General features: G+C 37.9%; 24 protein-coding genes. 22 read left to right on the forward strand and 2 right to left on the reverse strand.

All coding sequences use genetic code 11. The features are described 5' to 3' along the window. Window positions 1-69 precede the first annotated feature (69 nt). The 10 genes from FC19_RS05765 (at window position 70) to FC19_RS05810 (ending at window position 8,909) form a co-directional block, all read left to right on the forward strand. Entirely contained in the window at window positions 70-504 is a 435-nt protein-coding gene (locus FC19_RS05765; RefSeq protein WP_057876043.1) for a GNAT family N-acetyltransferase, read from the forward strand. A gap of 462 nt (window positions 505-966) precedes the next feature. Further along, window positions 967-1,521 (forward strand): LemA family protein, encoded by a 555-nt coding sequence (locus FC19_RS05770; RefSeq protein ID WP_057876044.1) that lies wholly within the window; start codon window positions 967-969, stop codon window positions 1,519-1,521. A 29-nt stretch (window positions 1,522-1,550) separates the two neighbouring features. Beyond that, on the forward strand, window positions 1,551-2,441 hold the full coding sequence (gene htpX / locus FC19_RS05775) for a zinc metalloprotease HtpX (RefSeq protein ID WP_057876045.1): 891 nt from the start codon (window positions 1,551-1,553) through the stop codon (window positions 2,439-2,441). A gap of 29 nt (window positions 2,442-2,470) precedes the next feature. Continuing rightward, window positions 2,471-3,253: a hypothetical protein gene (locus FC19_RS05780; protein ID WP_057876046.1), complete on the forward strand. Its 783-nt coding sequence runs from the start codon at window positions 2,471-2,473 to the stop codon at window positions 3,251-3,253. A gap of 312 nt (window positions 3,254-3,565) precedes the next feature. Next, window positions 3,566-4,945, forward strand: coding sequence for a UDP-N-acetylmuramoyl-tripeptide--D-alanyl-D-alanine ligase (locus FC19_RS05785; protein WP_057876047.1), 1,380 nt, complete (start codon window positions 3,566-3,568; stop codon window positions 4,943-4,945). A gap of 42 nt (window positions 4,946-4,987) precedes the next feature. Beyond that, window positions 4,988-6,475 carry a degradosome RNA helicase CshA gene (gene cshA / locus FC19_RS05790; protein WP_057876048.1) on the forward strand — a complete coding sequence of 496 codons (1,488 nt, stop codon included), beginning with the start codon at window positions 4,988-4,990 and terminating at the stop codon, window positions 6,473-6,475. A gap of 228 nt (window positions 6,476-6,703) precedes the next feature. Further along, complete coding sequence (gene acpS, locus FC19_RS05795; protein ID WP_057876049.1) at window positions 6,704-7,078, forward strand: holo-ACP synthase; 375 nt, start codon at window positions 6,704-6,706, stop codon at window positions 7,076-7,078. 15 nt (window positions 7,079-7,093) lie between these two features. Next, entirely contained in the window at window positions 7,094-8,209 is a 1,116-nt protein-coding gene (gene alr / locus FC19_RS05800) for an alanine racemase (protein WP_057876050.1), read from the forward strand. A gap of 67 nt (window positions 8,210-8,276) precedes the next feature. Then, window positions 8,277-8,534 (forward strand): hypothetical protein, encoded by a 258-nt coding sequence (locus FC19_RS05805; protein ID WP_057876051.1) that lies wholly within the window; start codon window positions 8,277-8,279, stop codon window positions 8,532-8,534. A 9-nt stretch (window positions 8,535-8,543) separates the two neighbouring features. After that, window positions 8,544-8,909: a type II toxin-antitoxin system PemK/MazF family toxin gene (locus FC19_RS05810; RefSeq protein WP_057876052.1), complete on the forward strand. Its 366-nt coding sequence runs from the start codon at window positions 8,544-8,546 to the stop codon at window positions 8,907-8,909. An 89-nt stretch (window positions 8,910-8,998) separates the two neighbouring features. Here the strand turns inward: FC19_RS05810 and cbpA are convergent, their stop codons facing one another. Together cbpA and FC19_RS05820 are read right to left on the reverse strand one after the other, a co-directional pair. Next, on the reverse strand, window positions 8,999-9,634 hold the full coding sequence (gene cbpA / locus FC19_RS05815; protein ID WP_057876053.1) for a cyclic di-AMP binding protein CbpA: 636 nt from the start codon (window positions 9,632-9,634) through the stop codon (window positions 8,999-9,001). Between the two features lie 188 nt (window positions 9,635-9,822). Further along, window positions 9,823-10,791: an L-lactate dehydrogenase gene (locus FC19_RS05820; RefSeq protein ID WP_057876054.1), complete on the reverse strand. Its 969-nt coding sequence runs from the start codon at window positions 10,789-10,791 to the stop codon at window positions 9,823-9,825. A gap of 279 nt (window positions 10,792-11,070) precedes the next feature. Here FC19_RS05820 and pth point away from each other — a divergent pair, with 279 nt between their 5' ends. From pth to lysS, 12 genes are all read left to right on the forward strand, one after another. Continuing rightward, a complete protein-coding gene (pth, locus tag FC19_RS05825; protein ID WP_057876055.1) occupies window positions 11,071-11,634 on the forward strand; it encodes an aminoacyl-tRNA hydrolase in 564 nt (187 codons plus the stop codon). A 28-nt stretch (window positions 11,635-11,662) separates the two neighbouring features. Beyond that, window positions 11,663-15,208, forward strand: coding sequence for a transcription-repair coupling factor (mfd, locus tag FC19_RS05830; RefSeq protein WP_057876056.1), 3,546 nt, complete (start codon window positions 11,663-11,665; stop codon window positions 15,206-15,208). 1 nt (window position 15,209) lies between these two features. Further along, window positions 15,210-16,781, forward strand: a complete 1,572-nt coding sequence (locus FC19_RS05835) for a putative polysaccharide biosynthesis protein (RefSeq protein WP_083488379.1) — start codon at window positions 15,210-15,212, stop codon at window positions 16,779-16,781. A 9-nt stretch (window positions 16,782-16,790) separates the two neighbouring features. After that, on the forward strand, window positions 16,791-17,060 hold the full coding sequence (locus FC19_RS05840) for an RNA-binding S4 domain-containing protein (protein ID WP_057876057.1): 270 nt from the start codon (window positions 16,791-16,793) through the stop codon (window positions 17,058-17,060). An 86-nt stretch (window positions 17,061-17,146) separates the two neighbouring features. Next, window positions 17,147-17,548, forward strand: a complete 402-nt coding sequence (locus tag FC19_RS05845) for an FtsB family cell division protein (protein WP_057876058.1) — start codon at window positions 17,147-17,149, stop codon at window positions 17,546-17,548. Window positions 17,549-17,639: 91 nt separating this feature from the next. Beyond that, complete coding sequence (locus FC19_RS05850; protein WP_057876059.1) at window positions 17,640-18,143, forward strand: S1 domain-containing RNA-binding protein; 504 nt, start codon at window positions 17,640-17,642, stop codon at window positions 18,141-18,143. Window positions 18,144-18,173: 30 nt separating this feature from the next. Continuing rightward, a complete protein-coding gene (gene tilS / locus FC19_RS05855) occupies window positions 18,174-19,577 on the forward strand; it encodes a tRNA lysidine(34) synthetase TilS (RefSeq protein ID WP_235809324.1) in 1,404 nt (467 codons plus the stop codon). A gap of 15 nt (window positions 19,578-19,592) precedes the next feature. After that, window positions 19,593-20,135 (forward strand): hypoxanthine phosphoribosyltransferase, encoded by a 543-nt coding sequence (hpt, locus tag FC19_RS05860; protein ID WP_057876061.1) that lies wholly within the window; start codon window positions 19,593-19,595, stop codon window positions 20,133-20,135. A 94-nt stretch (window positions 20,136-20,229) separates the two neighbouring features. Next, a complete protein-coding gene (gene ftsH, locus FC19_RS05865) occupies window positions 20,230-22,296 on the forward strand; it encodes an ATP-dependent zinc metalloprotease FtsH (protein ID WP_057876062.1) in 2,067 nt (688 codons plus the stop codon). Between the two features lie 150 nt (window positions 22,297-22,446). Continuing rightward, entirely contained in the window at window positions 22,447-23,331 is an 885-nt protein-coding gene (gene hslO, locus FC19_RS05870) for an Hsp33 family molecular chaperone HslO (RefSeq protein ID WP_057876063.1), read from the forward strand. A 70-nt stretch (window positions 23,332-23,401) separates the two neighbouring features. Further along, window positions 23,402-24,421, forward strand: coding sequence for a tRNA dihydrouridine synthase DusB (dusB, locus tag FC19_RS05875; RefSeq protein ID WP_057876064.1), 1,020 nt, complete (start codon window positions 23,402-23,404; stop codon window positions 24,419-24,421). Window positions 24,422-24,484: 63 nt separating this feature from the next. After that, window positions 24,485-25,981 (forward strand): lysine--tRNA ligase, encoded by a 1,497-nt coding sequence (lysS, locus tag FC19_RS05880; protein ID WP_057876065.1) that lies wholly within the window; start codon window positions 24,485-24,487, stop codon window positions 25,979-25,981. Window positions 25,982-26,334 lie beyond the last annotated feature (353 nt).

Raw genomic sequence — 26,334 nt, forward strand, 5'->3', positions numbered from 1 at the left:
AAGTCAGAGTTTTTGACTTCTAGATATAAGTATACGAGTCTCAACTACCATTTAAAAGGAGTGATCTGAATGTTTAGAATAAAAACAACAACAGATTTAAGTTCAGATGTTTATCGTGATGCACTCTACATAAGGAAGATTGTTTTTGTAGAAGAACAGAAGGTGCCGGTTGAACTTGAATTGGACAATGAGGAATCTGCACAATATTACGTCGTATATGAGGAAGGAGCTCGTGTTGCAACAGCGAGGGTCTTGCGTGAGCAAGATGGTGTTTGGCATATTCAGAGAGTAGCGACTTTAAAAGAGTACCGCCATCGAGGATTTGCAAAGAAGTTGCTGCAAAGGATTGAGTCAGATGCAAAACTAGAAAATACTGCCTATTTAACACTTGGTGCTCAGGACCAAGTACAGGCTTTTTACCGCGCTTTAGGTTATGTTGTGAAGGGAAAAGGATTTATGGATGCCGGCATTCCACATCATAGAATGGATAAAAAATTAATTTAATTTTAGAGTTGCTATATTATAAAAAAAAGAGTAGTATTATTCTTATGCGATGAGTCGAGAAAAGACCAGATGATGAACTAGTTCATCATTTCGCTGCGGCGGCAAGTGGTTTACTTTTCGATGCAGGACACATATTCTAGCGTATTCTAGAGTGCCTACCAATGTATATTGTGGAATGTACATGGTTTATCCAGCTTTAACTGGGTACTGTATATAGAAGCCAAAGCAATTTATTGCTTTGGCTTCTTTTTTACTTAGTTTATAATTAAAATGGTTTAATTAAATTTAAAATCATGAGTGTCACAGCTTTATTAAGGTTAATTAATTTGTTATCATTAGAACAAAGATGAACTATTGGAAATAGCGTTGTCCAATTTTTATTATATTTTGATAGTTGATGATGTTTTTTAAAATTGAAGCAATTTGCTCTTTTAGAAGTGAATTGCTGACGGAGGTCAAAGAATGGTCTGGATTATATTGATAGTAATATTAGTTGTTTTAGGGCTGGGGTACGCTGCTGTATACAACGGTTTGCAAACAGCCAAGGTATATACTGAAGAATCGTGGAGTCAAATAGATGTTCAGCTCAAACGTCGTAATGACTTGATTCCTAATTTAGTTGAAACTACTAAGGGATATGCTGCTCATGAAAAAGAGACATTTGCAAAAGTAATAGAATTACGCAATCAAATGACTCAGGTGCCAAGTGATGATCATCAACAAAAAATGGAAGTATCTAACCAGTTAACTGGTGCATTAAAGTCTATTTTTGCATTAGCTGAAAGCTATCCTGATTTAAAGGCAAATCAAGAATTTACAAAATTGATGGAAGAACTGACTAACACTGAAAACAAGATTGCATATTCACGTCAATTATTTAATTCGAGTGCAGCTAGCTATAATCAAAAGTTAATGACATTCCCATCAAATTTCATTGCTAAAATACATGGAATGTTGAAAGTTAATTACCTCGAAGTTCCTGCAGAAGAAAAAGAAGCACCAAAAGTTTCCTTTTAGTTAAATTTTTTCCGTTGGAGGCGTGAAGAATGTTATTTCAACAGATAGCAAGAAACAAACGGCGGACGATTTACGTCATGTTTGCTTTTTTCTTGTTGGTAGTTGCTATCGGAGCATCACTGGGGTATGTTTTTTTCAATAGTTATATCGCTGGAGTTGTTATGGCAACTGTCATTGGCTTTTTTTATATGATAGCGATGCTATCGCGCTCGACTGATGTTGTAATGGGAATGAATAATGCACGTGAGGTCAAGTCTTCAGATAGTTATCCTGAACTATGGCACATTATTGAAGATATGGCTCTAGTCGGGAAGGTACCAATGCCACGTGTTTTTATTATTGATGACGCTAGTCCCAATGCTTTTGCTACGGGGCGCGATCCAGAACATTCAGCAGTTGCTGTCACAAAAGGATTGATGTCGCGGCTTAACCGGGAAGAGTTAGAAGGAGTTATTGCCCATGAAATATCGCATGTCCGCAATTATGATATCAGATTGCAAACGACGGCACTTGCGTTAGTTTCTGTGATCTCTATGCTTGTCAATATTGGATTTAATTCGTTTTGGTGGGGTGGAGGAAGACGACGCGATAATGAAGGGGGAAATGGCGCTAATATCATTATGTTAGTTTTGTCCATTCTAATGCTGATTCTTGGCCCGATTGCAGCTTCATTGGCGCAAATGGCTTTGTCGCGAAATCGAGAGTTTTTAGCGGATGCTTCTGGAGTGGAGTTAACACGTAATCCCCAAGGCTTAATTAGTGCACTTGAAAAAATTACGCGAAGCGAGCCCATGACATCAGCTGATTCAAGCAGTTCGTCTTTATATATCGCTAATCCTTTCAAGAAGGGTTCTTGGACGCATCTTTTCGACACGCATCCGCCCACTTCTGAAAGAATTGCTAGGTTGCAAAGAATGTAATTATTTTTTGTAGAATAGAGGAAAAATAAATGCGAGACAATATTGTGTATGTATACCTCGAAAGAGTTTCTCATCTTACTTTATCATATGGTATTTCAGTTAAGGATTTTATGGCAGGTGTAGAAGTATTGCCTAGCAATCTGTTATCCTTAGGTCCTGTTGATACTAATCAAGAAATCGATATTTATTCAGGTTTTAATATGTATATTGGAATAGACGAAGTTCGTAAATATCTGACCAGTAAGCAGAACAAAAATCAGGAATGGATCGATTTTGATAACGCATACGATATTGAAGTGTTAACGCCTGTCGAGGTTTCTGAATTGCTCTATTTAGGGCATGCCTATACGCATCTAAAGTCGCCCTTTTATTACAAACTGCAGAATAATTATGTTTATCTTACCTTGCCTAACGGCGCTAAAAAAGTATATTATCGTTATCTTACCCAGTTTTATAAAGTTTTGGCTAAGTGTCTAACTAGTCACTTGGCTGAAGTGTACAGGGAGAAGAAAAGCTTTTTAAGATTGCGCTACAAGTTTATTGATTTTCCAACTAATATTGCAAAAAAAATGTTTACTTTAATGGCTAACGGAGTTGTTTTTGATTTTGGAAGTTCAAGGATCAGAGGGCAAGAGGCTACTATTCCAGTTCTGACAGCGCCTGATTCTGTTTATCAGTTAAAGTGGCATGAACCGACAATGTTAATTGAAAAGTCTAAAATTGTTGGTAACTTGAAATACCATTTAAATACCAGAAAATGGGAGCTTGAGGTAATCACTCCAGAGGCTTTTGAGGATACCTTTGATTTTTAGTGCTTATTTTCTGTTAATGCTAAAAGATATGGGATAGGGTTATATTTATGGCATAAAGTGATGTTTGTCGGCAAAATAGAAGCTGGCGGCTTGGGTCATGATATAGTATACTATCTCTTATTTATTTTGTTTTAAAGTATTATGCTATTTTGTGATACAATAACAAGGGATTAAATATCGGTGAAGTCATGAAGGATATTCATGATCAAGATGATAAGCGAGTAAATGCCTGAACGGTGTTTTGAAATTTTAAAAAATTTAAATTTCACATATTATTGTTTTTCGCTGATGTGAAGAAAGGAAGATAGTCACATGAAGATGCGATTAGCAGAGATTGCGAAAGCACTGCAAGTGCAGTCAATAGATGAGTGGGAACAAATTATTGTCACAAGTGTTTCGTTTGATACAAGAACGTTAAGGCAAGGGGCATTATTTATCCCATTAGTAGGTGAACATGATGGGCATGATTATATCCAAAAGGCGATTGAAAATGGAGCCGTGGCGACTTTATGGCAGGATGATCATGATAAGGAAGCAGATGAAAATGCATCTTTCCCGACACTGAATGTCAAAAACTGCTTGCAAGCATTGCAGGATTTAGCTGGTTATTATCTTCATAAAATAAATCCAAAAGTTGTTGCTGTGACGGGTAGTAATGGTAAAACTACAACTAAAGATATGATTGCAGCAATTTTAAAAACACAGTTTAATGTACAAAAAACCCATGCAAATTTTAATAATCATATCGGTGTGCCGATGACAATTTTGGGAATGGAACCCAATACTGAGGCTCTTGTCGTTGAAATGGGAATGGATCACTTTGGCGAGCTTGATAAGTTGAGTCGGCTTGTTGAACCTGATATTGCTGTAATTACAATGATTGGCGAAGCACATATCGAATTCTTCGGAACAAGAGATAAAATAGCAGATGCCAAGATGGAAATTACGCATGGTCTTAAAGAAGACGGAGTATTGATCTATAATGGTGATGAACCTTTACTAAGGCAACGTGCGAAGATGATTGAACAGGCAAAATATTCATTTGGGAGCGAAAAAGAAAATGACATCCAAGCATTGAATGTTGTAGGTGACGAACACAGTACTAGCTTTCGCGTGGAAAATTGGCCAGAATACAATTTTGTGATCCATATATTGGGAACTTACAATGTTGGTAATGCGTTAGCTGCTTTAAGTGTCGGAGATCATTTTAGAATTCCAGTCGAAAAAATGGTTGAAGCACTCTCAAACTTCGACTTAACTAAGAATCGTACGCAATGGATTCAAGGAGACCAAGGTGAAAAGATACTGAGTGATGTCTATAATTCAAATCCAACTGCGGCAAAAATGGTTCTCCGTGCTTTCTCTAGGGTCAAGACAAATGGCAGACGGTTCGTTGTTTTAGGAGACATGCTGGAACTAGGGGATTTATCGAACCAAATGCATGCAGAACTAGCTAGCGTTTTGAATCCAGATCAGGTAGCTGAAGTTTTTCTATGTGGTAAAAAAGTTGCAGCATTAGCCGAAAGTTTGACAGATAAGTTTTCACCTGCAAGAGTTCATTTATATTCAGCAAATGATAAAGATGAATTGATTCAAACATTGAGAAAAAGCATTGTTGCGGATGATATTGTCATGCTTAAAGGGAGCCATGGGATTCATTTGGAAAAAGTTTTAGAAGCATTAAGAAAATAGTTTTTTGTTGATCATAGATACTATATTAGGAGGAATTTTTTTTTGAAATTTACAGAACTAGATCTTTCGGATAATTTACTGAAAGCAATAAAGCGCAGCGGTTTTGAGGAAGCTACACCAATCCAGGCCGAGACAATTCCGTTGGTTTTAAAGGGCTACGATGTTATAGGTCAGGCACAAACTGGTACTGGTAAAACCGCTGCATTCGGATTACCAGTTTTACAGCATATTGATACAAAAGAAAATGCAATTCAAGCTGTTATTGTTTCACCTACACGCGAACTTGCTATTCAAACGCAAGAAGAATTATTCAGACTTGGAAAAGATCAAAGGGCTAAAGTTCAAGTAGTTTACGGTGGAGCTGATATTCGTCGGCAAATTAATGCTTTAAAGCGTACACCTCAGGTTCTCGTGGGAACCCCAGGGCGTTTACTCGATCATATTCGTCGTCGAACAGTTGATTTGAAAAATGTTAAGACGGTTATTTTGGATGAAGCAGATGAAATGTTGGACATGGGTTTTGTTGAGGACATCGAAAATATTATCCGTGAAACTCCAGCTAAACGCCAAACATTGCTTTTTTCAGCAACTATGCCGCCAGCAATTTTAAAAATTGGCGAGAAGTTCATGACTGATCCTAAAATTGTAAAAATTAAGTCAAAGGAATTAACCACAGATTTGGTGGATCAATTTTATGTTCGCGCACGTGATTTTGAGAAATTTGACACAATGACGCGTATTCTTGATGTTCAAGCTCCAGAATTGACCATTGTTTTTGGTAGAACGAAACGACGCGTTGACGAACTGTCTAAGGGATTAGAAGCTCGTGGATATAATGCTAAGGGAATCCACGGCGACTTGTCCCAGCAACGAAGAATGAGCATTCTGAAACAGTTTAAAGCTGGAAAACTTGATATCCTGGTTGCCACGGATGTTGCTGCACGTGGTCTGGATATTTCTGGTGTTACTCATGTGTATAACTACGATATACCGCAAGATCCAGAAAGTTATGTTCATCGTATCGGACGTACGGGACGTGCTGGACATCACGGTGTTTCAGTTACTTTTGTGACACCAAATGAAATGGATTATCTTCGTGTAATTGAGAAGCTGACAAAGAAACGGATGAGCGCGCTTAAGCCACCTACAGAACGTGAAGCATTTATTGGGCAAATTTCATCAGCTGTTGATAATATTGGGGAGTTAGTTAAAAAGACTGATACAACAATGTTTGTTGAAAAGGCTGAAGAATTATTAAAAGAATATGAGGCAGTTGATCTTGTTTCTGCTCTTTTGAACGAAATGACTAAAGATGCAGCTAATGAGGTTCCTGTGAAAATAACACCTGAGCGTCCATTACCGCGCAGAAAGTCAAAACATTTCAATCGAGGCGGAGGACATTACAACAAGAAGAGTTATTCGCACAAAGACAGTGGCAACCATAAGGGAAAAAAAGACAAAAACAGAGATAAATTTAATCGACGCCAAAAAAGCAAACGCAAATATACTATTCGTTCCAAAAATGATTAGATAGATATTTTAACGGACTAAGTATAATTTTTGAATATTGTTGCCAATTAAATAGCATTTAAAATTAACTGTCAGCAGTTAAAAAACAAAGAAGAAGTTGAAATTTCCAAGATTCAGCTTCTTTTTTAATGGGCTGAAGTATGTTAAAATTACTGTGTGTATCTGCCATGAACGACTGTATAGCGCATAGTTAAATCCTGTTTTTGAAAATTTTTTGGGGGTCTAAGTGTGATTTATGGAATAGGAATTGATATTACTGATATAGCTAGAATAGAAAAAGCATGGAAAGCACACACTAGTTTTATTGATATGATATTGACGCCTAGTGAGCGGAAAGTTTTCATAAAATTAAGCTATCGCCGACAATTAGAATTTTTGGCAGGGCGTTTTTCAGCTAAAGAATCATATAGTAAGGCTTTAGGAACAGGAATCGGAAAACATGCTGGTTTTCACGAAATTGAAGTATTGAATGATAAAATAACAGGGAAACCAAAATTAACAATGCAACCAGCAAGTGACTTAATTAGTCATATTTCAATTTCGCACACAGCAGAGTTAGTAATGACAGAAGTAATTTTAGAATACAAAACAAACCAGATATGAGAGAAGATGCTGATAATGGTTGAGGGAAATCATCGTAATACAAAAGCTGTTATTGACCTAAAAAAAATTGAGAATAATATTTTGGCTGAACGAAAAAGAATGATGCAAGGTCAGAAAATTTTTGCGGTTGTGAAGGCTAATGCATATGGACATGGAATTGTTCCTGTTGCCCAAGCTGCCCAAAAAGCTGGGGTTAGTGGTTTTTGTGTTGCAATTATCGATGAAGCATTGGCGTTACGTGCAGCCGGATTAGATGAAACTATTCTAGTTTTAGGTGTTACTCCTGCAACTCAAGCTGGCCTTTTGGCGAGAAAAAGAATTTCAGTTGCGGTTGGAGATTTAGCATATCTTCAAGCTGCTTTGAGCAATTTAAAAGACACTGATCAAAAATTAAGGATACATTTAGCATTGGATACAGGCATGGGGCGGATTGGATTCAGAAACAAAAAAGATCTGGAAAAAGCACTTAGCTTTCTTAATAATAATCAAGACAAGTTTAACTTTGAAGGTGTCTTTACACATTTTGCAACGGCCGACTCAGCTGATGAAAAATATTATGAGAAACAAATTGCCGCTTTTAAGTCTTTGATTTCTGTTGTGAAAAAAAGGCCGCGTTATGTTCATGTTTCTAATTCAGCAGCAGCTTTATGGCATCGTGAGTGTGGAGGAAATGTTATTCGGTTTGGAATTACAATGTATGGTTTAAATCCATCTGGAGAGGAGCTCAGACTACCAGATGGATTTAAGCCCGCTTTGACTCTAAGCAGTGAGGTATCTGCAGTAAAGAAAATCAATAAGGGTGATTCTGTCGGGTATGGAAAAACTTATACGGCTGCAGGATCGGAATGGATAGCAACAATTCCGATTGGTTATGCAGACGGTTGGCCGAGGTGTATGCAAGGATTCAAAATTCTGATTGAGGGCCAGTATTGTGAAATTGTTGGAAGAGTATGCATGGATCAGATTATGGTCAAGATTCCTTATCAGGTTAAGGTAGGAACAGAAGTTACGCTGATTGGCGAAAACCATGGCGAAAAAATTTCAGCTGTGGATGTAGCAAAATATGCAAAAACAATTAATTATGAAATTTTATGCGGAATTTCGGAAAGAGTTCAGCGAAAATACATTTAAGTATACTTTTTTAGAAGAGAGTGTGCTATCATATATTACTAGCATAAGCTTGTGGAGGCTGCCAGAGATGACTTATCATTTTGAAGATGTAATGGATGATTTAATCGTAGATAATAATGAACGCATAGCTCTTTATTGTGATTTCTATGCAATCGATCGTCGGGAATTAGAAAAAGATAAAGTGATTGCTGAGTATGTTGAAAAGCATCATCAGGTTTTGGATGCACTGATTGCTGGATATAAAGAAATGGGACCGTTAAATAAAAAGATATGTGATGAACTTGTGGGATGCGAGTGCGAAACGGAGTTTGAAAAGAAAAGATAGAGGTTTTATATGACAACTGAAGATGTTAAGCGAGGAGATATTTTTTATGCCGATTTATCACCAGTTGTGGGATCAGAGCAGGGAGGTATGCGGCCTGTTTTGATTATTCAGAATAACATTGGAAATCGGTATAGTCCGACTGTGATTGTTGCAGCAATCACAGCTAAGATTCAGAAACCTAAAATGCCAACACATGTAGGTCTATTGGCATCTAAAACCGGAATTGAGAAGGATTCCGTTGTTTTACTTGAACAAGTGCGAACGATCGATAAACAAAGATTAAGAGATAAAGTAACACATATTGATGAACATGGAATGGATGAAATTAACCATGCTTTGAAAGTCAGCTTAGGGCTGGCAGGTATACATAAATGAAAAACAAAAAGACAAGTTTGAGTTACTTTCAAGCTTGTCTTTTTGCTTTTTGAATAAAAGGCTCTAAATATGGAATACTTCTAAATTAGTCACGCTTTTAAATTCTCAATCTCAGTGACTTTAAAATTTTTGCGTTCTAGGTTAGCAACTATTTTTTCGAGTTTTTGCTCATTAACGTCAGCAGGAAGTGTGAACAAACTCCGTCTAACTAACTCTGTTGCCTCAACATCAAGTGTAATACAACTTGCAATGGAAGTATATTTAGTTATTATTTTAGCCATGTCAACAAGGTCTCCACGTTCTCCCGATGAAACTACCGTCAGAACGTAACTGCCAAATTCAACATTCCATGATTGTGAGAGCATATTCAGTAAGCTAGAATGGGTAAGAATCCCATAGAAAAAATTATGTTCATCCAACACTGTAATATAAGGAAGATCTTTAATTGAGAAAAAAACATTAAAAAACGCAGAATTTAACGTAATAAACTTGGTTGCATTTTTTAAAAGATAGGTAACAGGCAGAGTCATATCACCCCCGCGAGATTTATGCCGGTAAATGTGCATTTTGTAGATGTTTCCCCTAAAGATTTGGCCTGTTTTATCCAAAATAGGTACGCAGCGATAGCCTGATTTTTCAAGCACTACTAATGCCTGTTCCAAGGTGATATCCTCGCGAACAGTTATTAGGTCTTTTTTTTGTTTGATAAGTGTTTTGAATAACAATTTGGCATCCTCCATTTAATTAAAAGATTCTCATATATCTTATCATAAAAAAAGAGATATTTAATCCTAAAGAACAAACTTAATAAATTATTTTTATTAGCAGTTAATCGCTTGAATGACTTAACTGTATAGAATAAAAAAGGCTGAGACATAAACGTCTCAGCCTTTAGTGCATTCAGATAAATCAATTAAGCATTTTTTTCAAGATTTTTCAATCCGTCATTAAGAACTTTTTTCAAAGTTGATGCAGAATCTGACATCTTCTTGCTTTCTTCATCATTCAAAGGTACTTCGAGGATTTTTTCAAGTCCCTTGCCATTAACAACAGCAGGTGTCCCAATATAGATGTCGTTTAAGCCGTATTGACCTTCCATATATGCAGAAACTGGTAAAACAGCATCTTCATCACGTAAGATAGCTTTTGAAATACGAGCTAAAGCAGTTGCAACACCATAGAAAGTTGCACCTTTTTTGCTGATAATTGTGTAAGCTTTGTTACGTACATCGTCTTCAAGCTTATCCAATTGTTCTTTTGAAACATTGTTTTCTTTAGCCCAATCCAAAACAGGAAGACCACCAACAGTTGCAGCAGAATATGCAGCAAATTCTGAATCACCATGTTCACCCATGATATAAGCATGAACCGAACGAGGATCGCGGACGTTCATCAATTCTCCAAGTGCAACACGGAGACGTGAAGTATCTAATGATGTACCAGAACCGATAACTCTGTCTTTCGGGAAACCTGAGAATTTCCAAGTTGCGTATGTTAAAATATCAACAGGGTTGGCAGCAACAAGGAAGATACCGTCAAAACCAGATTCTACAACTGGTTTAACAATACTTGATAAAATTTTAAGATTCTTGTTAACCAAGTCAAGACGAGTTTCGCCAGGTTTTTGAGGTGCACCAGCTGTAATAACAACTAAGTCTGCATCCTTACAATCTGAATATTCAGCTGAGTAGATTCTCTTTGGATAAGACAATGCAGTTGCATCGGCTAAATCTAAAGCGTCCCCCTCTGTACGTTCTTTCACAACATCAACGATTCCGAACTCTTCAGCAACACCTTGGAGAGCCATTGCATAAGCATAACTAGATCCAACGGCACCGTCGCCGACTAAAATAACTTTTTGATGATTTCGTGTTTTTGACACAGTAATTCATCCTTTCATAGTGAACTTGTTAACACAGTGTTAGTATAACACGTTTTTCAGAAAAATGTGTAGCAGTTTTCAAACAATTTTTCCAGATTTCGAAGGAAAATATGCTACACTATTAAAAACTGGGTGCTTCAACTTTTAGGGTAGACGTTAAGCGTTTTACCCAATTTTGTGCGTTTTTATTTTGCAGGCTGCATTTTATTCGTATCCATTTGAATATGCTTACATTAATTTTTTCACAAATTGTTAAGAAAGTTTTTGGAGGAATAAAGAATGAAATTAATTGTAGGTCTGGGTAACATTGGGAAAAAATATGAACAAACAAAACACAACGTTGGTTTTATGACGTTAGAAAAATTTGCAGAAGAAAATGACGTTGCTTTTAACAAAACGAAATGTGAAGCAATGATTGCAGAGCTATTCATTAACGGAGAAAAGGTCTTGCTGGCCAAACCAATGACTTATATGAATGAGTCTGGACGAAGTGTGGGACCGTTACTTGATTATTTTGGAATAGATATTGCAGATTTCATTGTGATTCATGATGATATGGATCTGCCGGTAGGACAATTACGCTTACGTCAGAAGGGATCGGCTGGTGGTCATAATGGGATCAAGAGTATTATTGCACATCTAGGTACTCAGAACTTCAAGCGGATTCGAATCGGGATAGATCATCCTCAAAAACAAAGTGTAGTTGATTGGGTTCTTTCAAAGTTTTCTGCACAGCAGGAAAAATCTTTAGAAGAGGGTATTCAACATGCAACTGCTGCATTAGATAGTTGGCTTGCTGATAATGATTTTATGAAAACGATGAATAAGTATAACCATAAGTGAGATTTATAATAAGGAGTTTAAATAAAAAATGAAATTGGAAGATTTGATGTTAAAGATCCCTGAAACAACAGAGTGGATTGCAAACATCGATCCTGCTGAAAGTGCCCGTCATTTAGTGACGGGCTTATTGTCTTCTTCAAAAACAATTTTTTTGGCAGGACTGTTCGCAAAGAAACAGAAAACAATGTTAGTTGTGACAGATACACTGCATCATGCGGAGCAGGTTGAAAGTGACTTGAAGGGATTAGTTGGTGAGAAGAGAGTATTTTTGTTTCCAGTTGAAGAAGCAGCGGCTGCACAAACTGCTATTAGTTCACCAGAGTTCAAAAGTTCTAGAGTTCAAGCGTTAGATGCATTGTGTAGTGCTGAAAAGCCACAGATAATTGTAACCTCGACATCAGGCTTAAGGCGAATGCTTCCTCCAGCTGATGTTTGGTCCAACTCACGAATAAGAATTGAAACAGGCTGCGAAATCGAATTGAAAAAATTGCCAGAAAAATTGTCGGCGATGGGATACCAGCGCCACAACTTGGTCGATAAGCCTGGGGATTTCGCTATTCGCGGTTCGATTATAGATATTTTCCCTTTAAATTGCGCTAATCCGATCAGAATTGATCTTTTTGATGAAGAAGTTGATTCAATTAGGGAATTTGATGCTGCAGACCAGCGCAGTATTCGAAATATTGCGCAATTTGTTATATTACCGGCCAAGGATCTGATTGTAACAAGTCAAATGTCTGCAGATGCATTAAACATGATTAGAGAAGTATACAAAAAGGAACTAAGCAGGATAAAAGATGATGCTCAAAAAAAATTGTTGACAAGGCACTATGAGCAGATAGTTGCTGATTTGAAAGAAAATCAAATTACACCCGCTGAATTGGTACACAGTGAGTTGCTATTTCCTCAAAAAAGTACACTACTTGATTATTTGAGTGAAGAAGATTTGTTGTTTGTCGATGACTATCAGCATGTTCTTGAAACACAGAAAAGTATGGATGACGAGGAAGATAATTGGACAGTTGAGTTGTTGAAAAAAGGAGCAGCTTTTTCTGGAGAAAAATGGACACTGAATCTTCATCCGCTTATAAGAGACGATAAGCATAATGATATTTTTATGACGCTTTTCCAAAAAGGAATGGGCGGTCTTAAATTCAAACAAAAACTTGAGCTTACAGTTCGAACGACCCAGCAGTTTTTTGGACAAATGCCACTTTTGAAAACGGAAATGGATCGGTGGTCGCAAAAAAAGCAGACTGTTATAGTTGTTGTTTCTGAGGAAGAACGGCTCACTAAGATACTGCAAACATTAAATGATTTCAAGATTCCAGCTGTTATGACCGAAGCAAATGCGCTTCAACCTTCTGTGATCCAAATTGTTCAAGGAGACTTAGCAGGTGGGTTTGAGATACCTGAAGGGCGCTTAGTTGTACTCACAGAACACGAGTTGTTTAAAAAAATAGTCAAACGCCAGGTTAGACACCAGACAATGGATAATACTGAACGGCTAAAAAGTTACACTGAACTGAAAAAGGGCGATTATGTCGTACATGTTAACCATGGTATCGGGCGTTTTATGGGAATGAAAACGATGCTGGTATCTGGAAAGCATCAAGATTATTTAACGGTTAAATACCGTGATGATGCCAAGCTTTTTATACCGGTTTCTCAAATTGATCGGATTCAAAAATACGTCTCGTCAGAATCTAAAACGCCACATATTAATAAACTAGGTGGAAGTGAATGGGGAAAGACTAAGAAAAGCGTCGCCTCTAAGATCGAAGACATTGCAGATGATCTAGTTGAATTATATGCACAGCGCAAAGAAATGAATGGGTATGCCTTTTCAAAGGATAATGATTATCAATCGGAATTTGAAGATGCTTTCCCATATCCAGAAACGCCCGATCAATTACGCAGCTCTACAGAGATAAAGCATGATATGGAGCAAAAGCAACCGATGGATCGTTTATTGATCGGGGATGTTGGTTATGGGAAAACCGAGGTAGCTTTACGTGCGGCTTTTAAAGCGGTTCAAGATGGAAAACAGGTAGCTTTTTTGGTGCCAACAACTGTTCTTGCTCAGCAGCATTATGAGACGATGATGAATCGTTTTGAAGGATTTCCCGTGAATGTAGGTATATTGTCGCGCTTCAGATCAAAAAAACAGATTGCGGATACATTAAATGATCTAAAGACCGGAGCTGTGGATATCGTAGTAGGAACACATCGCCTTTTATCTCAAGATGTCAAGTTTGCAGACTTAGGCCTATTAATAGTCGATGAGGAACAGCGCTTTGGTGTTAAACATAAAGAGCGCTTAAAAGAGTTGAAGGCATTAGTGGATGTTTTAACATTAACCGCAACACCTATCCCGCGAACTTTGAACATGTCAATGTTAGGAGTACGAGACCTATCGGTAATTGAGACGGCTCCAATGAATAGATACCCGATTCAAACATATGTCGTTGAACAGAATTACGGTTTGATAGTTGACGCCGTCGAACGGGAAATGAAACGCGGTGGACAGGTGTTTTACTTGCATAATCGTGTTGCTGACATCGAGAAAGTTGTCAGTGAATTAAAAGCAATGATGCCTGAAGCACGAATAGGATATATTCATGGACAGATGACAGAGGTTCAACTTGAAAGGGTTTTGTTTGATTTTATTGCTAGAGACTATGATGTCTTGGTTACAACGACTATCATTGAAACTGGGGTAGATATTCCCAATGTTAATACGCTTATTGTCGAGGATGCAGATCATATGGGGTTAGCTCAGTTGTATCAATTAAGAGGACGAGTAGGGCGGAGCAACCGTGTAGCATATGCGTATTTCATGTATCAACAAAACAAGGTTTTAACAGAAATCAGTGAAAAAAGACTGGAAGCTATTAAAGATTTCACGGAATTGGGATCGGGCTTTAAGATAGCCATGCGGGATTTGTCTATTAGAGGAGCAGGGAATCTGCTTGGAAAGCAGCAACATGGATTTATCGATTCTGTTGGCTATGATTTATATACACAGATGCTGAAAGATGCAGTCTCTAAGAAACAAGGCAAGTCAGAAAGGCCAAGAACGGACTGTGAAATCAATTTTGAATTGGAAGCATATCTGCCAGATAGTTATATTGATGATCAGCGTCAGAAAATTGAAATGTATAAACGAATCAGAAATTTTGATAGTAAAGAGCAGTATCAGGAGGTTCAGACTGATTTGATTGATCGTTTCGGAGATTATCCAGAAGAAGTTGCAAACTTGCTTCAAATTGGATTATTGAAAATGAATGCGGATCGTGCTTTGATTCAGACGATCACTCAAACTAAAAACAATGTAACTATGACTTTTTCTAAGGATGTGGCGCGCTACATTACAGCAAAGCAGTTGCTACAAGCTATTTCTAAAACGAGTTTGCAGGCGACGATTAGTGATAAGTCAGGTCAGATGCAGGTAGTATTTGTAATCCAACCGACAAACAGCTTGGTAAATGTACTGGATTCGCTACAAAAAATTGTTCAGCTCCTAGCACAAGTTGTTTTTTCAAAGGGTGAAAAAACAATGAAGGTAAATTAAGATGATGAACAAACAAGTCAATAAGATGATGAAAGGAACAGCTGTCTTAACATTTGCTTCCCTAGTAGCTAAAATATTAAGTGCATTTTATCGAATACCGTTTGAAAATCTAGTTGGGAATACAGGTTTCTATATCTATCAACAGATTTATCCAATATACGGTATCGGGATGACGTTTGCACTAACTGGTTTTCCAATGTATATTTCAAAACTTGTAGCTCAAGAAGAAGAGAAGCAGGCAAAGGATGAAGTTGCAAGAGAAGTTTTTTATCTTTTGTTGTTGTTAGGAGTGGCCATTTTTTTATTCTTGCAGTTCGGTGCTTTATGGATCGGGCATGCTATGGGGGATGCAAAATTAGATGTTTTGATTAAGAGTGTATCCTGGATGTATTTATTGATGCCAATCCTGGCAGTTGGCAGAGGTTATCATCAAGGTATTTTCGATATGGTCCCCACTGCACTATCGCAATTGCTGGAACAAGTTGTCAGAGTGACCGTGATTATTATTGTAGCAGTGCTTGCTGTAAAGATGAATTGGTCACTTTACCACATGGGTGCATGGGCAATGTTTGGTTCAACCTTTGGTGCAATTGCAGCTAGCCTTTTTTTCTGTGCATTTTATTCTAGGCTAATGTATTACAGACATACAATTTCATTTAACAAGTTGAAAAATGTCGGCAAGCGATTATTTTCGGAGGGGCTGACAATTTGTTTGTTTGCAGCAATGATGGTCCTTTTACAGCTAGTAGATTCTTTTACTGTCAAAGAAGCATTGCAGACTTCAGGATATCGACCGACAGAGGCGAAAGAGTGGAAAGGTATCTATGATCGTGCACAGCCTTTAATTCAAATGGGGTTGGTCGTTTCAGTGAGCTTTTCGACAGCGTTACTGCCAGTGCTCACCGAGAAATTCGTACAAAATAAATTGCATCAATTCAAATTAATAGCTAAAATGATAATCAGAGTATGCCTTGGCGTCTCAAGTGCAGCAAGCGTAGGTTTGATGATCTTGATGCCCGAAATAAATATATCTTTGTTTGGAGATAGGTTGGGCAGCCCAGCTTTGGCTGTTTCGATGGCGGCGATTATCTTTGCAACACTGCTTACAATGTATAATTCTTTTTTACAAAGCTTGGGCCAGTATTGGCAGACTTTCTTGGCGCTGTTTGTCATTCTTTTAATCAAATCCTTGTGTAATTCTATTTTTGTGTATCATTGGGGAATTATGGGTGCTAGTATTGCGACTGTGCTAAGTTTGCTTGTTGGATGTTTTACACTCAAGATGACATTACCTCAGATGGGAAATAACCTACTGCGGGAAGATCACTTTTTACTTAAACTACTGGCTTGTATTCTTGTAATGGTCTTAATTACTTTTGGATGTACTTCGCTTTTGGAGAAGTACACTATTTACTTCGGGCGCTTGGGCAGCGTTCTGGAAACAGCTTTTGGAGTCGTTGCTGGCAGTATTTCGTATGTTGTTGCGGCGTGTTTTTTAAAACTTTTTACATTACAAGAATGGGCAAGCATTCCTGGGGGAAAGAAGATTTTTAAATTATTTAATAGGAAATGAGGTAAAAAAATGCGCATAGATAAATTTTTAAAGATTTCTCGAATTGTGAAACGTAGAACAGTTGCTAAACAGATAACCGATAAGGGGCGTATTAAAATAAATGATAGGGTAGCTAAGTCATCCTCGAATGTTGTTCAAGGAGATATAGTAACGATCGGTTTTGGTAATAAAACGCTGAAAATCAAAATAAATTCGATTAAAGAGAATGTAAAAAAAGAGGAAGCAGAACAGCTGTATGATATTCTCGCAGAAAATTACAAAGAAAATTTTAATGATTAAAAAACGAGTAAATTGTTAGACGTGGTTTCTGATCGTCTGCTATAATCGTCCCATGGAGAAGAAATAATAGGACGGGGGAGAAAACAGTGGCTGGTGAGCACAAGGTAAGAGTTCTTAATAACGACTTTTTTAAATTGCGTAAGCATCAAACACAACTGCAGGATCGTAAGATGCGTGTTAGACGTGTCCGCAGAAGACGCATCACAGTCATTGTTTTGATAACAGCGATCGTAACTGTTGTCCTTGGATATCAGATTATCAATACCAATTTGATGGCAAATTCTTTGAACAGTCAGACGCAAACAGCTAAAGAAAAGTTAAATGGTGTTACTGACGAACAAAGTAATTTAAAACAGAAAGTCAAGCGCCTGAACGAGCAAGATTATCTCGAAAAAATGATTAGAGAGAAGTATTACTATTCGAAGAAGGGGGAGACAATTTATAGTTTTCCTAACAATAAATCAAATAGTAGTGTTGATGGAAAGTAGAAACTTCAACAAGATCTTAACATATTTGTTGCATACCCCCTCTCTCATGGTATACTGAAGTGTATACAAAATAAGGAGGAGCAACTTTTTTATGTCGATTGAAGTAGGTGCTAAAGTCACTGGTAAGGTTTCTGGAATTACAAGTTTTGGTGCGTTCGTTGATTTGGGTGAGAGAAAGAACGGGTTAGTGCATATAAGTGAAATATCTGATAGTTATGTTAAGGATATTCATGATGTGCTTAGCGTCGGCGATGAAGTAACAGTTAAAGTACTATCGATCGCTGATGATGGAAAAATTAGTCTTTCAATTCGCAAAGCAGCAAATTCTACGCAAAGTAGTAATGGGCGTGAATTTGGTAAGAACGAGCATGACCATCAAGATGGCAGTAAGCAGCACTCCCATTATAGCGGAACAGGTGTAAAAACTCACAATCATAGTAATCAACGCAGTCAAACATATAAGAAATCCGAACCAAAGCCAAAAGATTTTGACTCCTTATTGGCAGGTTTCCTCAAGGATAGTGAAGCACGCTTGACCTCGTTAAAGCGTAATACAGAAGGTAAACGCGGTGGTCGTGGCGGTCGCCGCAGCTAAAAAGATTAAGAACGATCGATTGTTGCCTCTTTGAATACAAGAGGAGACAATCGTTTTTTTAATGGAATAGGCGGAACGAAGATGAACATAGAGCACGAATTTAAAAAGAGTTTTATTCAGTTGAGCTTGAAAAATAAAGTTTTAGTGGCCGTTTCAACAGGAGTTGACTCAATGACGCTTGTTGATTTGTTATTAAGACTACCTGCAGAAAGCAAACCGCAGATTTTTGTTGCATATGTTGATCATCAGCTTAGAAAACAAAGTGATGTTGAAACCAAGTTTATTCAAGCGTTTTGTCAGGAAAACTCTTTGCCCTTATTTGTAAAAAAATGGAAAAGTGAAGAGCATCCGAAGCACGGAGTTGAAGCGGCCGCAAGGAGCTTTAGATATGCTTTTTTTAAGGAAGTGATGGAAAAAGAAAATATCACGGACTTATTGACTGCACACCATGCTGACGATCAAGCTGAAACGTTTTTGATGAAGTTGGTTCGTGGCGGTGAGTTGGGGCAATTGACAGGGATTGATTTTCAACGAGGTTTTGAAGGTGTTGGGCGAATTTCACGTCCCTTACTTAGTTTTTCAAAAGAAGAAATCCGAGATTATGCAATTAAGTGTAAATTATGTTACTTTGAAGATCACACGAACCAAGACGATGATTTTTTTCGAAACAGATTACGACATCAGATAATTCCTAAGTTAAAAAAAGAAAACACCAGGTTTTTGGAACATATTGCTGGGTACGAGGAGCAGCTTAGGCAGTATGTTTCTGTGGTTGATGAAAGCGGGCAAGAGAAAATTGCAGCCATTAAAGTAGGTCCGAAGGCTTATTCAGTTAAAAAGTGGGCCGCTCTTGATCATAATTGGCAGCAAATAACGTTAAAGATGATTATTCAATTATTGCCAAAAGCTTGTTCAACGCAGCAGTTAGCGCAGATTGGGTCCTTGCTAAAAAATAAAGACAAACCTCAGGGTTATATCGAACTTGGAGAGAGAATCCTTTTTGTTAAACGTTATGATGAGTTTTTTTTTAAAAAGCAAAATAGGATTCAAACTGCTTCTCAAACTGAAAAAAAGTTAAAACTTGATGAATGGCTGGAACTTTCGGATGGTTCGAAAGTAGGTGTCTTTCTTCACAGTAAGCCAGCGGTCGCGGCGGGAGATTTGCTCTTTTTCTTTTCCGATGAAACATATTTACCTTTATTGATCAGACATCGTCGTCTTGGGGATGTCCTTCAGACAGCGGTAGGACATCAAAAAGTAAAAAAAATAATGATTGATAAAAAAATACCAAATGAAAAACGTGATGAGATTTGGCTTGTGACAACTGGTTCAAATAAAGTTATCTGGGTAATCGGGCAAAAAAAATCTGATTTGTCAGAGTGTCGATCAAATGATAAAATTCAATACATGATAATTTTTAGGAGAAGAAGATAGAGATGAGGCTAGGATATGAATAATGATATTAAAGAGGTCCTTTACAGCAAGGAAGATATAAAAAATATCGCTGTAAAAATTGGGAGTCAGTTGACCAAAGATTATGAAGGGAAAAATCCTCTAGTAATTTGTGTGTTGAAGGGCGCATTCTTGTTTATGGCTGATATTGTACGTGAGATCAAAACCTATGCGGAAATTGATTTTATGGATGTTTCAAGCTATGGTGATGGAACGGAATCAACAGGTGAAATAAAAATTATTAAGGATTTGGATGTTCCAGTTGAGGGACGAAATATTTTGATTATCGAAGATATTATTGATACTGGAAGAACCTTAAGCTGCCTAGTAGATCTTTTCCAACACAGAAAAGTGGCTTCCGTTAAGATATGTACATTACTGGATAAACCAGAACGACGAGTGAAGGGTGTTAGACCAGATTACATTGGTTTTAGGGTTCCTAATGAATTTGTAGTTGGCTATGGTTTGGATTATAAGGGGTTTTATCGTAACTTACCTTATGTGGGTGTTTTAAAACCTGAAGTTTATGAGAATAATTAATAGTCAATAAAAGTCAAGTATGATATGATTTACTCGATAATGCTAACTAAACAATATTAATTAAGCTATGCGTATGTAGTCAAGGAGGAAACGTATGAACAATAAAAAGAATGGGCTCTTTAAAAATAGTCTGTTTTATATTGTGATTTTCCTTGGGATAATGGGAATGTTGTATTACTTTTTTGGTGGTAAAACAAACTCGCAGTCTCAACAAATCCAATCTAGCCAATTTGTTACAGAGTTAAAAAAAGACAACGTCAAAGACTTCACAATGCAGCCTTCAGGCAGTACCTATAAGATAACAGGTACATATAAAGAGGCTCGAAAGGTCAAGGAATCTACCGGCTTAGGCGGTTTGACCAGTGGCAGCAGTAAAGTGACATCTTTTTCAACTAATGTTCTAACTAATGATGTTGCTGTCAAACAGATTCAGGATTATTCACAGAAAAACAACGTCAAGGTGGGTACTAAAGAAGAAGAGTCAAGTAGCCTATGGCTTCAGCTCCTTATCTATCTTTTGCCTGTGATTTTCTTCATCTTTTTCTTCTACATGATGATGGGCCAAGCCGGTCAAGGCGGTGGAAATGGCCGGGTTATGAACTTTGGAAAATCCAAAGCAAAGCCAGTCGATAAGAAGGCGAATAAAGTACGTTTTTCTGATGTTGCCGGAGCGGAGGAAGAAAAGCAAGAGTTAGTGGAAGTTGTTGAATTCTTACGTGATCCGCATAAATTTCTTTCACTGGGTGCTAGAATCCCTTCAGGGGTTTTGCTTGAGGGCCCTCCAGGAACAGGTAAAACATTACTAGCTAAAGCTGTTGCTGGTGAAGCAGGAGTTCCATTCTTTTCAATTTCTGGTTCTGATTTTGTTGAAATGTTTGTCGGTGTTGGTGCAAGTCGTGTTCGTGATTTGTTCGAAAACGCTAAAAAGAATGCACCTTCAATTATCTTCATCGATGAAATAGATGCAGTTGGTCGTCAACGTGGTGCTGGTATGGGCGGCGGACATGATGAGCGTGAACAAACTTTGAATCAATTATTGGTTGAAATGGATGGTTTTGCAGGTGACGAAGGTGTTATTGTCATGGCTGCAACAAATAGATCGGATGTTTTAGACCCTGCCTTGCTTCGTCCAGGACGTTTTGATCGTAAAATACTTGTTGGCCGACCAGATGTCAAAGGTCGGGAAGCTATCTTAAAGGTACATGCAAAAAATAAACCATTGGCAAATGATGTTGATTTGAAAATGGTAGCTAAGCAAACGCCAGGTTTTGTTGGTGCCGATTTAGAGAACTTGCTGAATGAAGCGGCCTTGCTGGCTGCACGACGCAATAAAAAACAAATTGATGCATCTGATATTGACGAGGCAGAAGACAGAGTTATTGCTGGACCTGCGAAAAGAGATCGTGTTATCAGCAAAAAAGAGCGTCACACGGTTGCTTATCATGAGGCAGGGCATACTATTGTTGGTCTTGTGTTGAATGATGCGCGTGTTGTCCATAAGGTAACAATCGTTCCGCGTGGACGTGCTGGAGGCTATGCGATTATGCTTCCTAAAGAAGATCAGATGTTGCTGTCCAGACATGATCTAAAAGAACAGATTGCTGGTTTGATGGGCGGACGTGCTGCTGAAGAAATTGTTTACGGTGAACAGTCTTCAGGGGCTTCGAATGATTTTCAGCAAGCTACTCAACTGGCACGTGCCATGGTTACTGAATATGGTATGAGCACAAAACTTGGACCTGTTCAGTACGAGGGACAAAGTAATATGTTTGCTGGCGGAGGCATGCCGGGTCAGCCTAATTATTCAGGTCAGACAGCGAACATGATTGACGAAGAAGTCAAGAATTTGGCCGTTGAAGGTATGGAGCAAGCTAAAAAAATTATTGAAGAACACCGTGAGCAACATCGAATTATCGCTGAAGCTTTGCTTGAATATGAGACATTGGACGAGAAGCAAATCTTAAGCCTCTTCGAAACAGGTAAGATGCCTGTCAAAAAGGGCGAGGAGTTTCCTAGTGAAAAAGCAGCAACTTTTGAAGAATCGAAAGAGGCACTTGAGCGCAAAGAAGCTGCAAAGCAGAAGGATATAAAGAACTCATCTGAGTCTGATGGAAAAAATGAATCGGATACGGTCACATTTTATCCTAAAGATAAAGAGTAAAATTAAGCAAGTTAAGTGACAATTATTTACGAATGAAATAAAATAAGCGAGCGGAATGAAACGGTTGTAAAATTGTTTTGTCCCGCTCCTTGTTTATTAGAAAAAAGATGAATCAATCAAAATAATATGAAAATTATACTCGGAGGGAAAATGAAAGATTATCTTGTAAAAAGTCTAGCTTATGAAGGACAACTAAGAGTTTACGCAATTGATGCGACACGGACTGTACAGCAAGCTCAAAAAATTCATAATACTTGGAGTGCGGGCACGATGGCCTTAGGTCGTACACTTGCAGCTACGGCTATGTTAAGTGCAGCCTCATTAAAAGGCAAAGAAAAAATGACGGTTAAGATTATGGGTGATGGACCAGCTGGAGCTATCGTAGTAGATGGTAATGCAGAGGGAAAGGTTAAAGGATACTTGCAAAATCCACATGTTCACTTCCCTTTAAATGATAAAAATAAAGTGAGTGTAAAAGACGCGGTTGGTTCTAAAGGCTTTTTGTCAGTGACCAAGGATTTGGGATTGAAAATGCCTTTTACTGGTCAAGTACCGCTTGTTTCTGGCGAATTAGGCGAAGATTTTACTTATTATTTGGCGAAGTCTGAACAAATTCCTTCGGCGGTTGGATTAGCGACTGTTCTAAACGAGGACAATTCGGTAAAACTGGCTGGAGGTTTTATGATCCAGGTGCTGCCGCAAACGTCAAAAAAGATAATCACAAAACTAGAAAAGAAATTAGCACTGTTGCCTGCTCTATCTGAGTTGATGATTCACAACAATTCTCCTGAAGAGATTATTTTTGAGCTATGTGGCAAAAATAATGTCAAAATCTTAGAAAAAATACCTGTTTCTTATAGTTGTGACTGTTCAAAAGACCGTTTTGCGAAATCACTTTCCAGTATTGCTGCTAAGGACTTAGAAACGATGATCAAAGAGGATCACGGAGCAGAAGCAATTTGTCATTTTTGTGGCAAAAAATATTATTTTAGCGAAGATGAATTGAAAAAATTGTACTCAAAATCATTTAGCTGATCATTTAGCTTTTTTTAGATTTATGTTATCATTGCAAAAGTAAATTTTGACGAAAAAATGAGGTGTAAAAATGGAGTGGAAAATCGGTGATATTACGATTCCAAATCAAGTTGTAGTTGCCCCCATGGCTGGGGTGACGAATGTTGCCTTTCGTATGATCTGCAAAGAATTTGGTGCAGGACTTGTTGTCTGCGAAATGATTTCAGATAGAGGTATTCAATTTAGAAATAAGAAAACATTGGGAATGTTGAAGTTTGATCCAAGCGAACATCCTGTAAGTGTTCAAATTTTTGGGGGTAATAAAGAAACCTTAGTCGAAGCTGCACACTTTATCGAGGAAACAACAGATGTTGACATAATCGATATCAATATGGGATGTCCAGTACCTAAGGTAACCAAAGGAGAGGCAGGCGCACGCTGGCTGCTTGACCCAAACAAAGTGTACGAAATGGTACATGCCGTAGTTGGAGCATGTAGTAAGCCAATCACGGTCAAAATGAGGACTGGTTGGGATGAGGACCATATATTCGCGGTAGAGAATGCTTTGGCTGCAGAAGAGGCTGGTGCTGCTGCATTAGCTATGCATGGAAGGACGAGAAAGCAGTTATACACGGGTCATGCTGATTGGGGTATCTTGAAAGATGTCGCTGATCATCTGACAAAAATTCCTTTCATTGGTAATGGAGATGTGAGAACACCTGAAGACGCAAAAAAAATGTTGGAGGATGTTGGAGCTGATGCTGTTATGATAGGACGTGCGGCGTTAGGAAACCCATGGATTGTAAAACAAACGGCTGAGTATTTAGCAGGAGAAGAAGTTGTTCCTGAACCAACTGCTGAACAAAAAATACGTGTTGCTAAAGAACATTTACATCGTTTAGTATTGTTGAAGGGCGAAGTTGTTGGCCCAAAGGAATTTAGAAGTCAAGCAGCTTATTATTTGAAAGGCATCCCGCGTTCTGCTCGTGCGAAGGCAGCTTTGAATGGAGCTAACACAGAAAAAGAAATGAATTCAATTTTCGATATCTTCTTGACTGATTTGATTGAGCGTGCGGAAAGAAAGAATCGTCGAAACATGCAGTTAAAATAGATTTGCTTTTTGTGCCCTAAGTTGGCAATATAGTAAGAGAAAAGATTTTTTGGAGGGATTAGTTTGGCAAAGGAACAGAATTTGAATGATCAACTGCGTGTGCGTCGAGAAAAAATGCAAGAGTTAAGGGAAAAAGGGATAGATCCCTTTGGCCATCGCTTTGAACGAACAGCTATGTCTAAAGGGCTGCATGATAAATATGGCGACGAGTCAAAAGAAGAACTTGAGAACAAAGAAATCAAAGAAACTATTGCAGGAAGAATGGTTGCAAAAAGGGGCAAGGGCAAGGTCGGATTTGCAGATATTCAAGATCGTGACGGAAGGATACAGGTTTATGTGCGTAAGGATGTCATTGGCGAAGAAAAGTATCATATTTTTAAACGTTCTGATATAGGAGATCACCTAGGCTTTACCGGAGACGTTATTAAAACTGATATGGGTGAGTTAACAATTAGAGTGACTGATATCACTTTTCTTTCTAAGTCATTGCGTCCTTTGCCAGATAAATTTCATGGTCTTCAAAATGTTGAACAGATTTATCGGCAGCGATACTTGGATTTAATCTCAAATCGCGATAGTTTTGATCGCTTTATCAAACGCAGCCAGATTATAACTGCAATTAGAAAATATTTAGACGGGCAACGTTTCACAGAAGTTGAGACACCAGTCTTACACAATCAGGCAGGTGGGGCTTCTGCGCGCCCATTTAAAACTCATCATAATGCTCTTGATATTTCATTATATCTCAGAATTGCCTTGGAATTGCATCTTAAAAGGTTGATCGTTGGTGGAATGGAACGTGTGTATGAAATTGGGCGTGTTTTCCGGAATGAAGGAATTGACACGAAACATAATCCTGAATTTACGATGCTTGAGTCATATGCAGCTTATTTTGACTTTAAAGATGTAATGGATGAAACTGAAGGAATTTTTAAGGCAGCTGCGGCAGTTGTGACAGATGATGGTCTTGTTACATATCAAGGTAATGAAGTTGACTTTAATAAGCCATTCCAGCGGATACACATGGTAGATGCTATTAAGAATGAAACTGGTGTTGACTTCTGGAAACCAATGACAATTGATGAAGCAAGAAAAATCGCTGATGAACATGATGTTCACTATGAAAGCTATTGGGCAGTCGGACATATCATCAATGAATTTTTCGATAAGTTTTGTGAAGATAAAATTGTTAATCCAACCTTTATTTACGGCCATCCTGTGGAAGTATCGCCATTAGCAAAAAAGAATGCTGATGATCCACGTTTTACTGATCGTTTCGAGATGTTCATTCTAGGAAATGAGTTTGCTAATGCATTCACAGAATTAAATGATCCAATTGATCAGAAAGAGCGTTTTGAAGCCCAAGTTAAGGAACGCGAAGCTGGGAATGATGAGGCTGAGGGTATTGATGAAGATTATGTTGAGGCTTTGGAGTATGGGATGCCTCCAACAGGTGGTTTAGGCGTTGGAATCGATCGCTTGGTAATGTTAATGACCGATGCACCTTCCATTCGAGATGTTCTTTTATTTCCGACTCTTCGACCTGAGGAACATAAATAATAAGTAACATTATTGGATAGCGCAAGCTATCCTATTTTTTTTCGATGTTAGGAGATTATCTGATACCTTAAAGAAACTGTCAGCATGCAAGTGTTATTTTTTGAAAAATGTCATGTTTGCGGGAACGCAACAATGTTTTTTTACTATGCGGTTATTAAATTTAAATTTATGGTTGTTATTTTTTATAAGCGTGGTATACTATAAAAGTTGGCTGTTGAGATGTATGAAATATTTGTAAAAAAATAACACTTGCATTTTTGAACGACAGTTGATATAATATTAATTGCTTTTGATTTTTTGTAGATCTTTGAAAACTGAACAAAGTTTCGACGAATCAAATGTGTAGGGTCTCC

Origin of the sequence: Liquorilactobacillus aquaticus DSM 21051, assembly GCF_001436755.1 — a bacterium.
In the GTDB taxonomy this organism is placed as follows: Bacteria; Bacillota; Bacilli; order Lactobacillales; family Lactobacillaceae; genus Liquorilactobacillus; species Liquorilactobacillus aquaticus.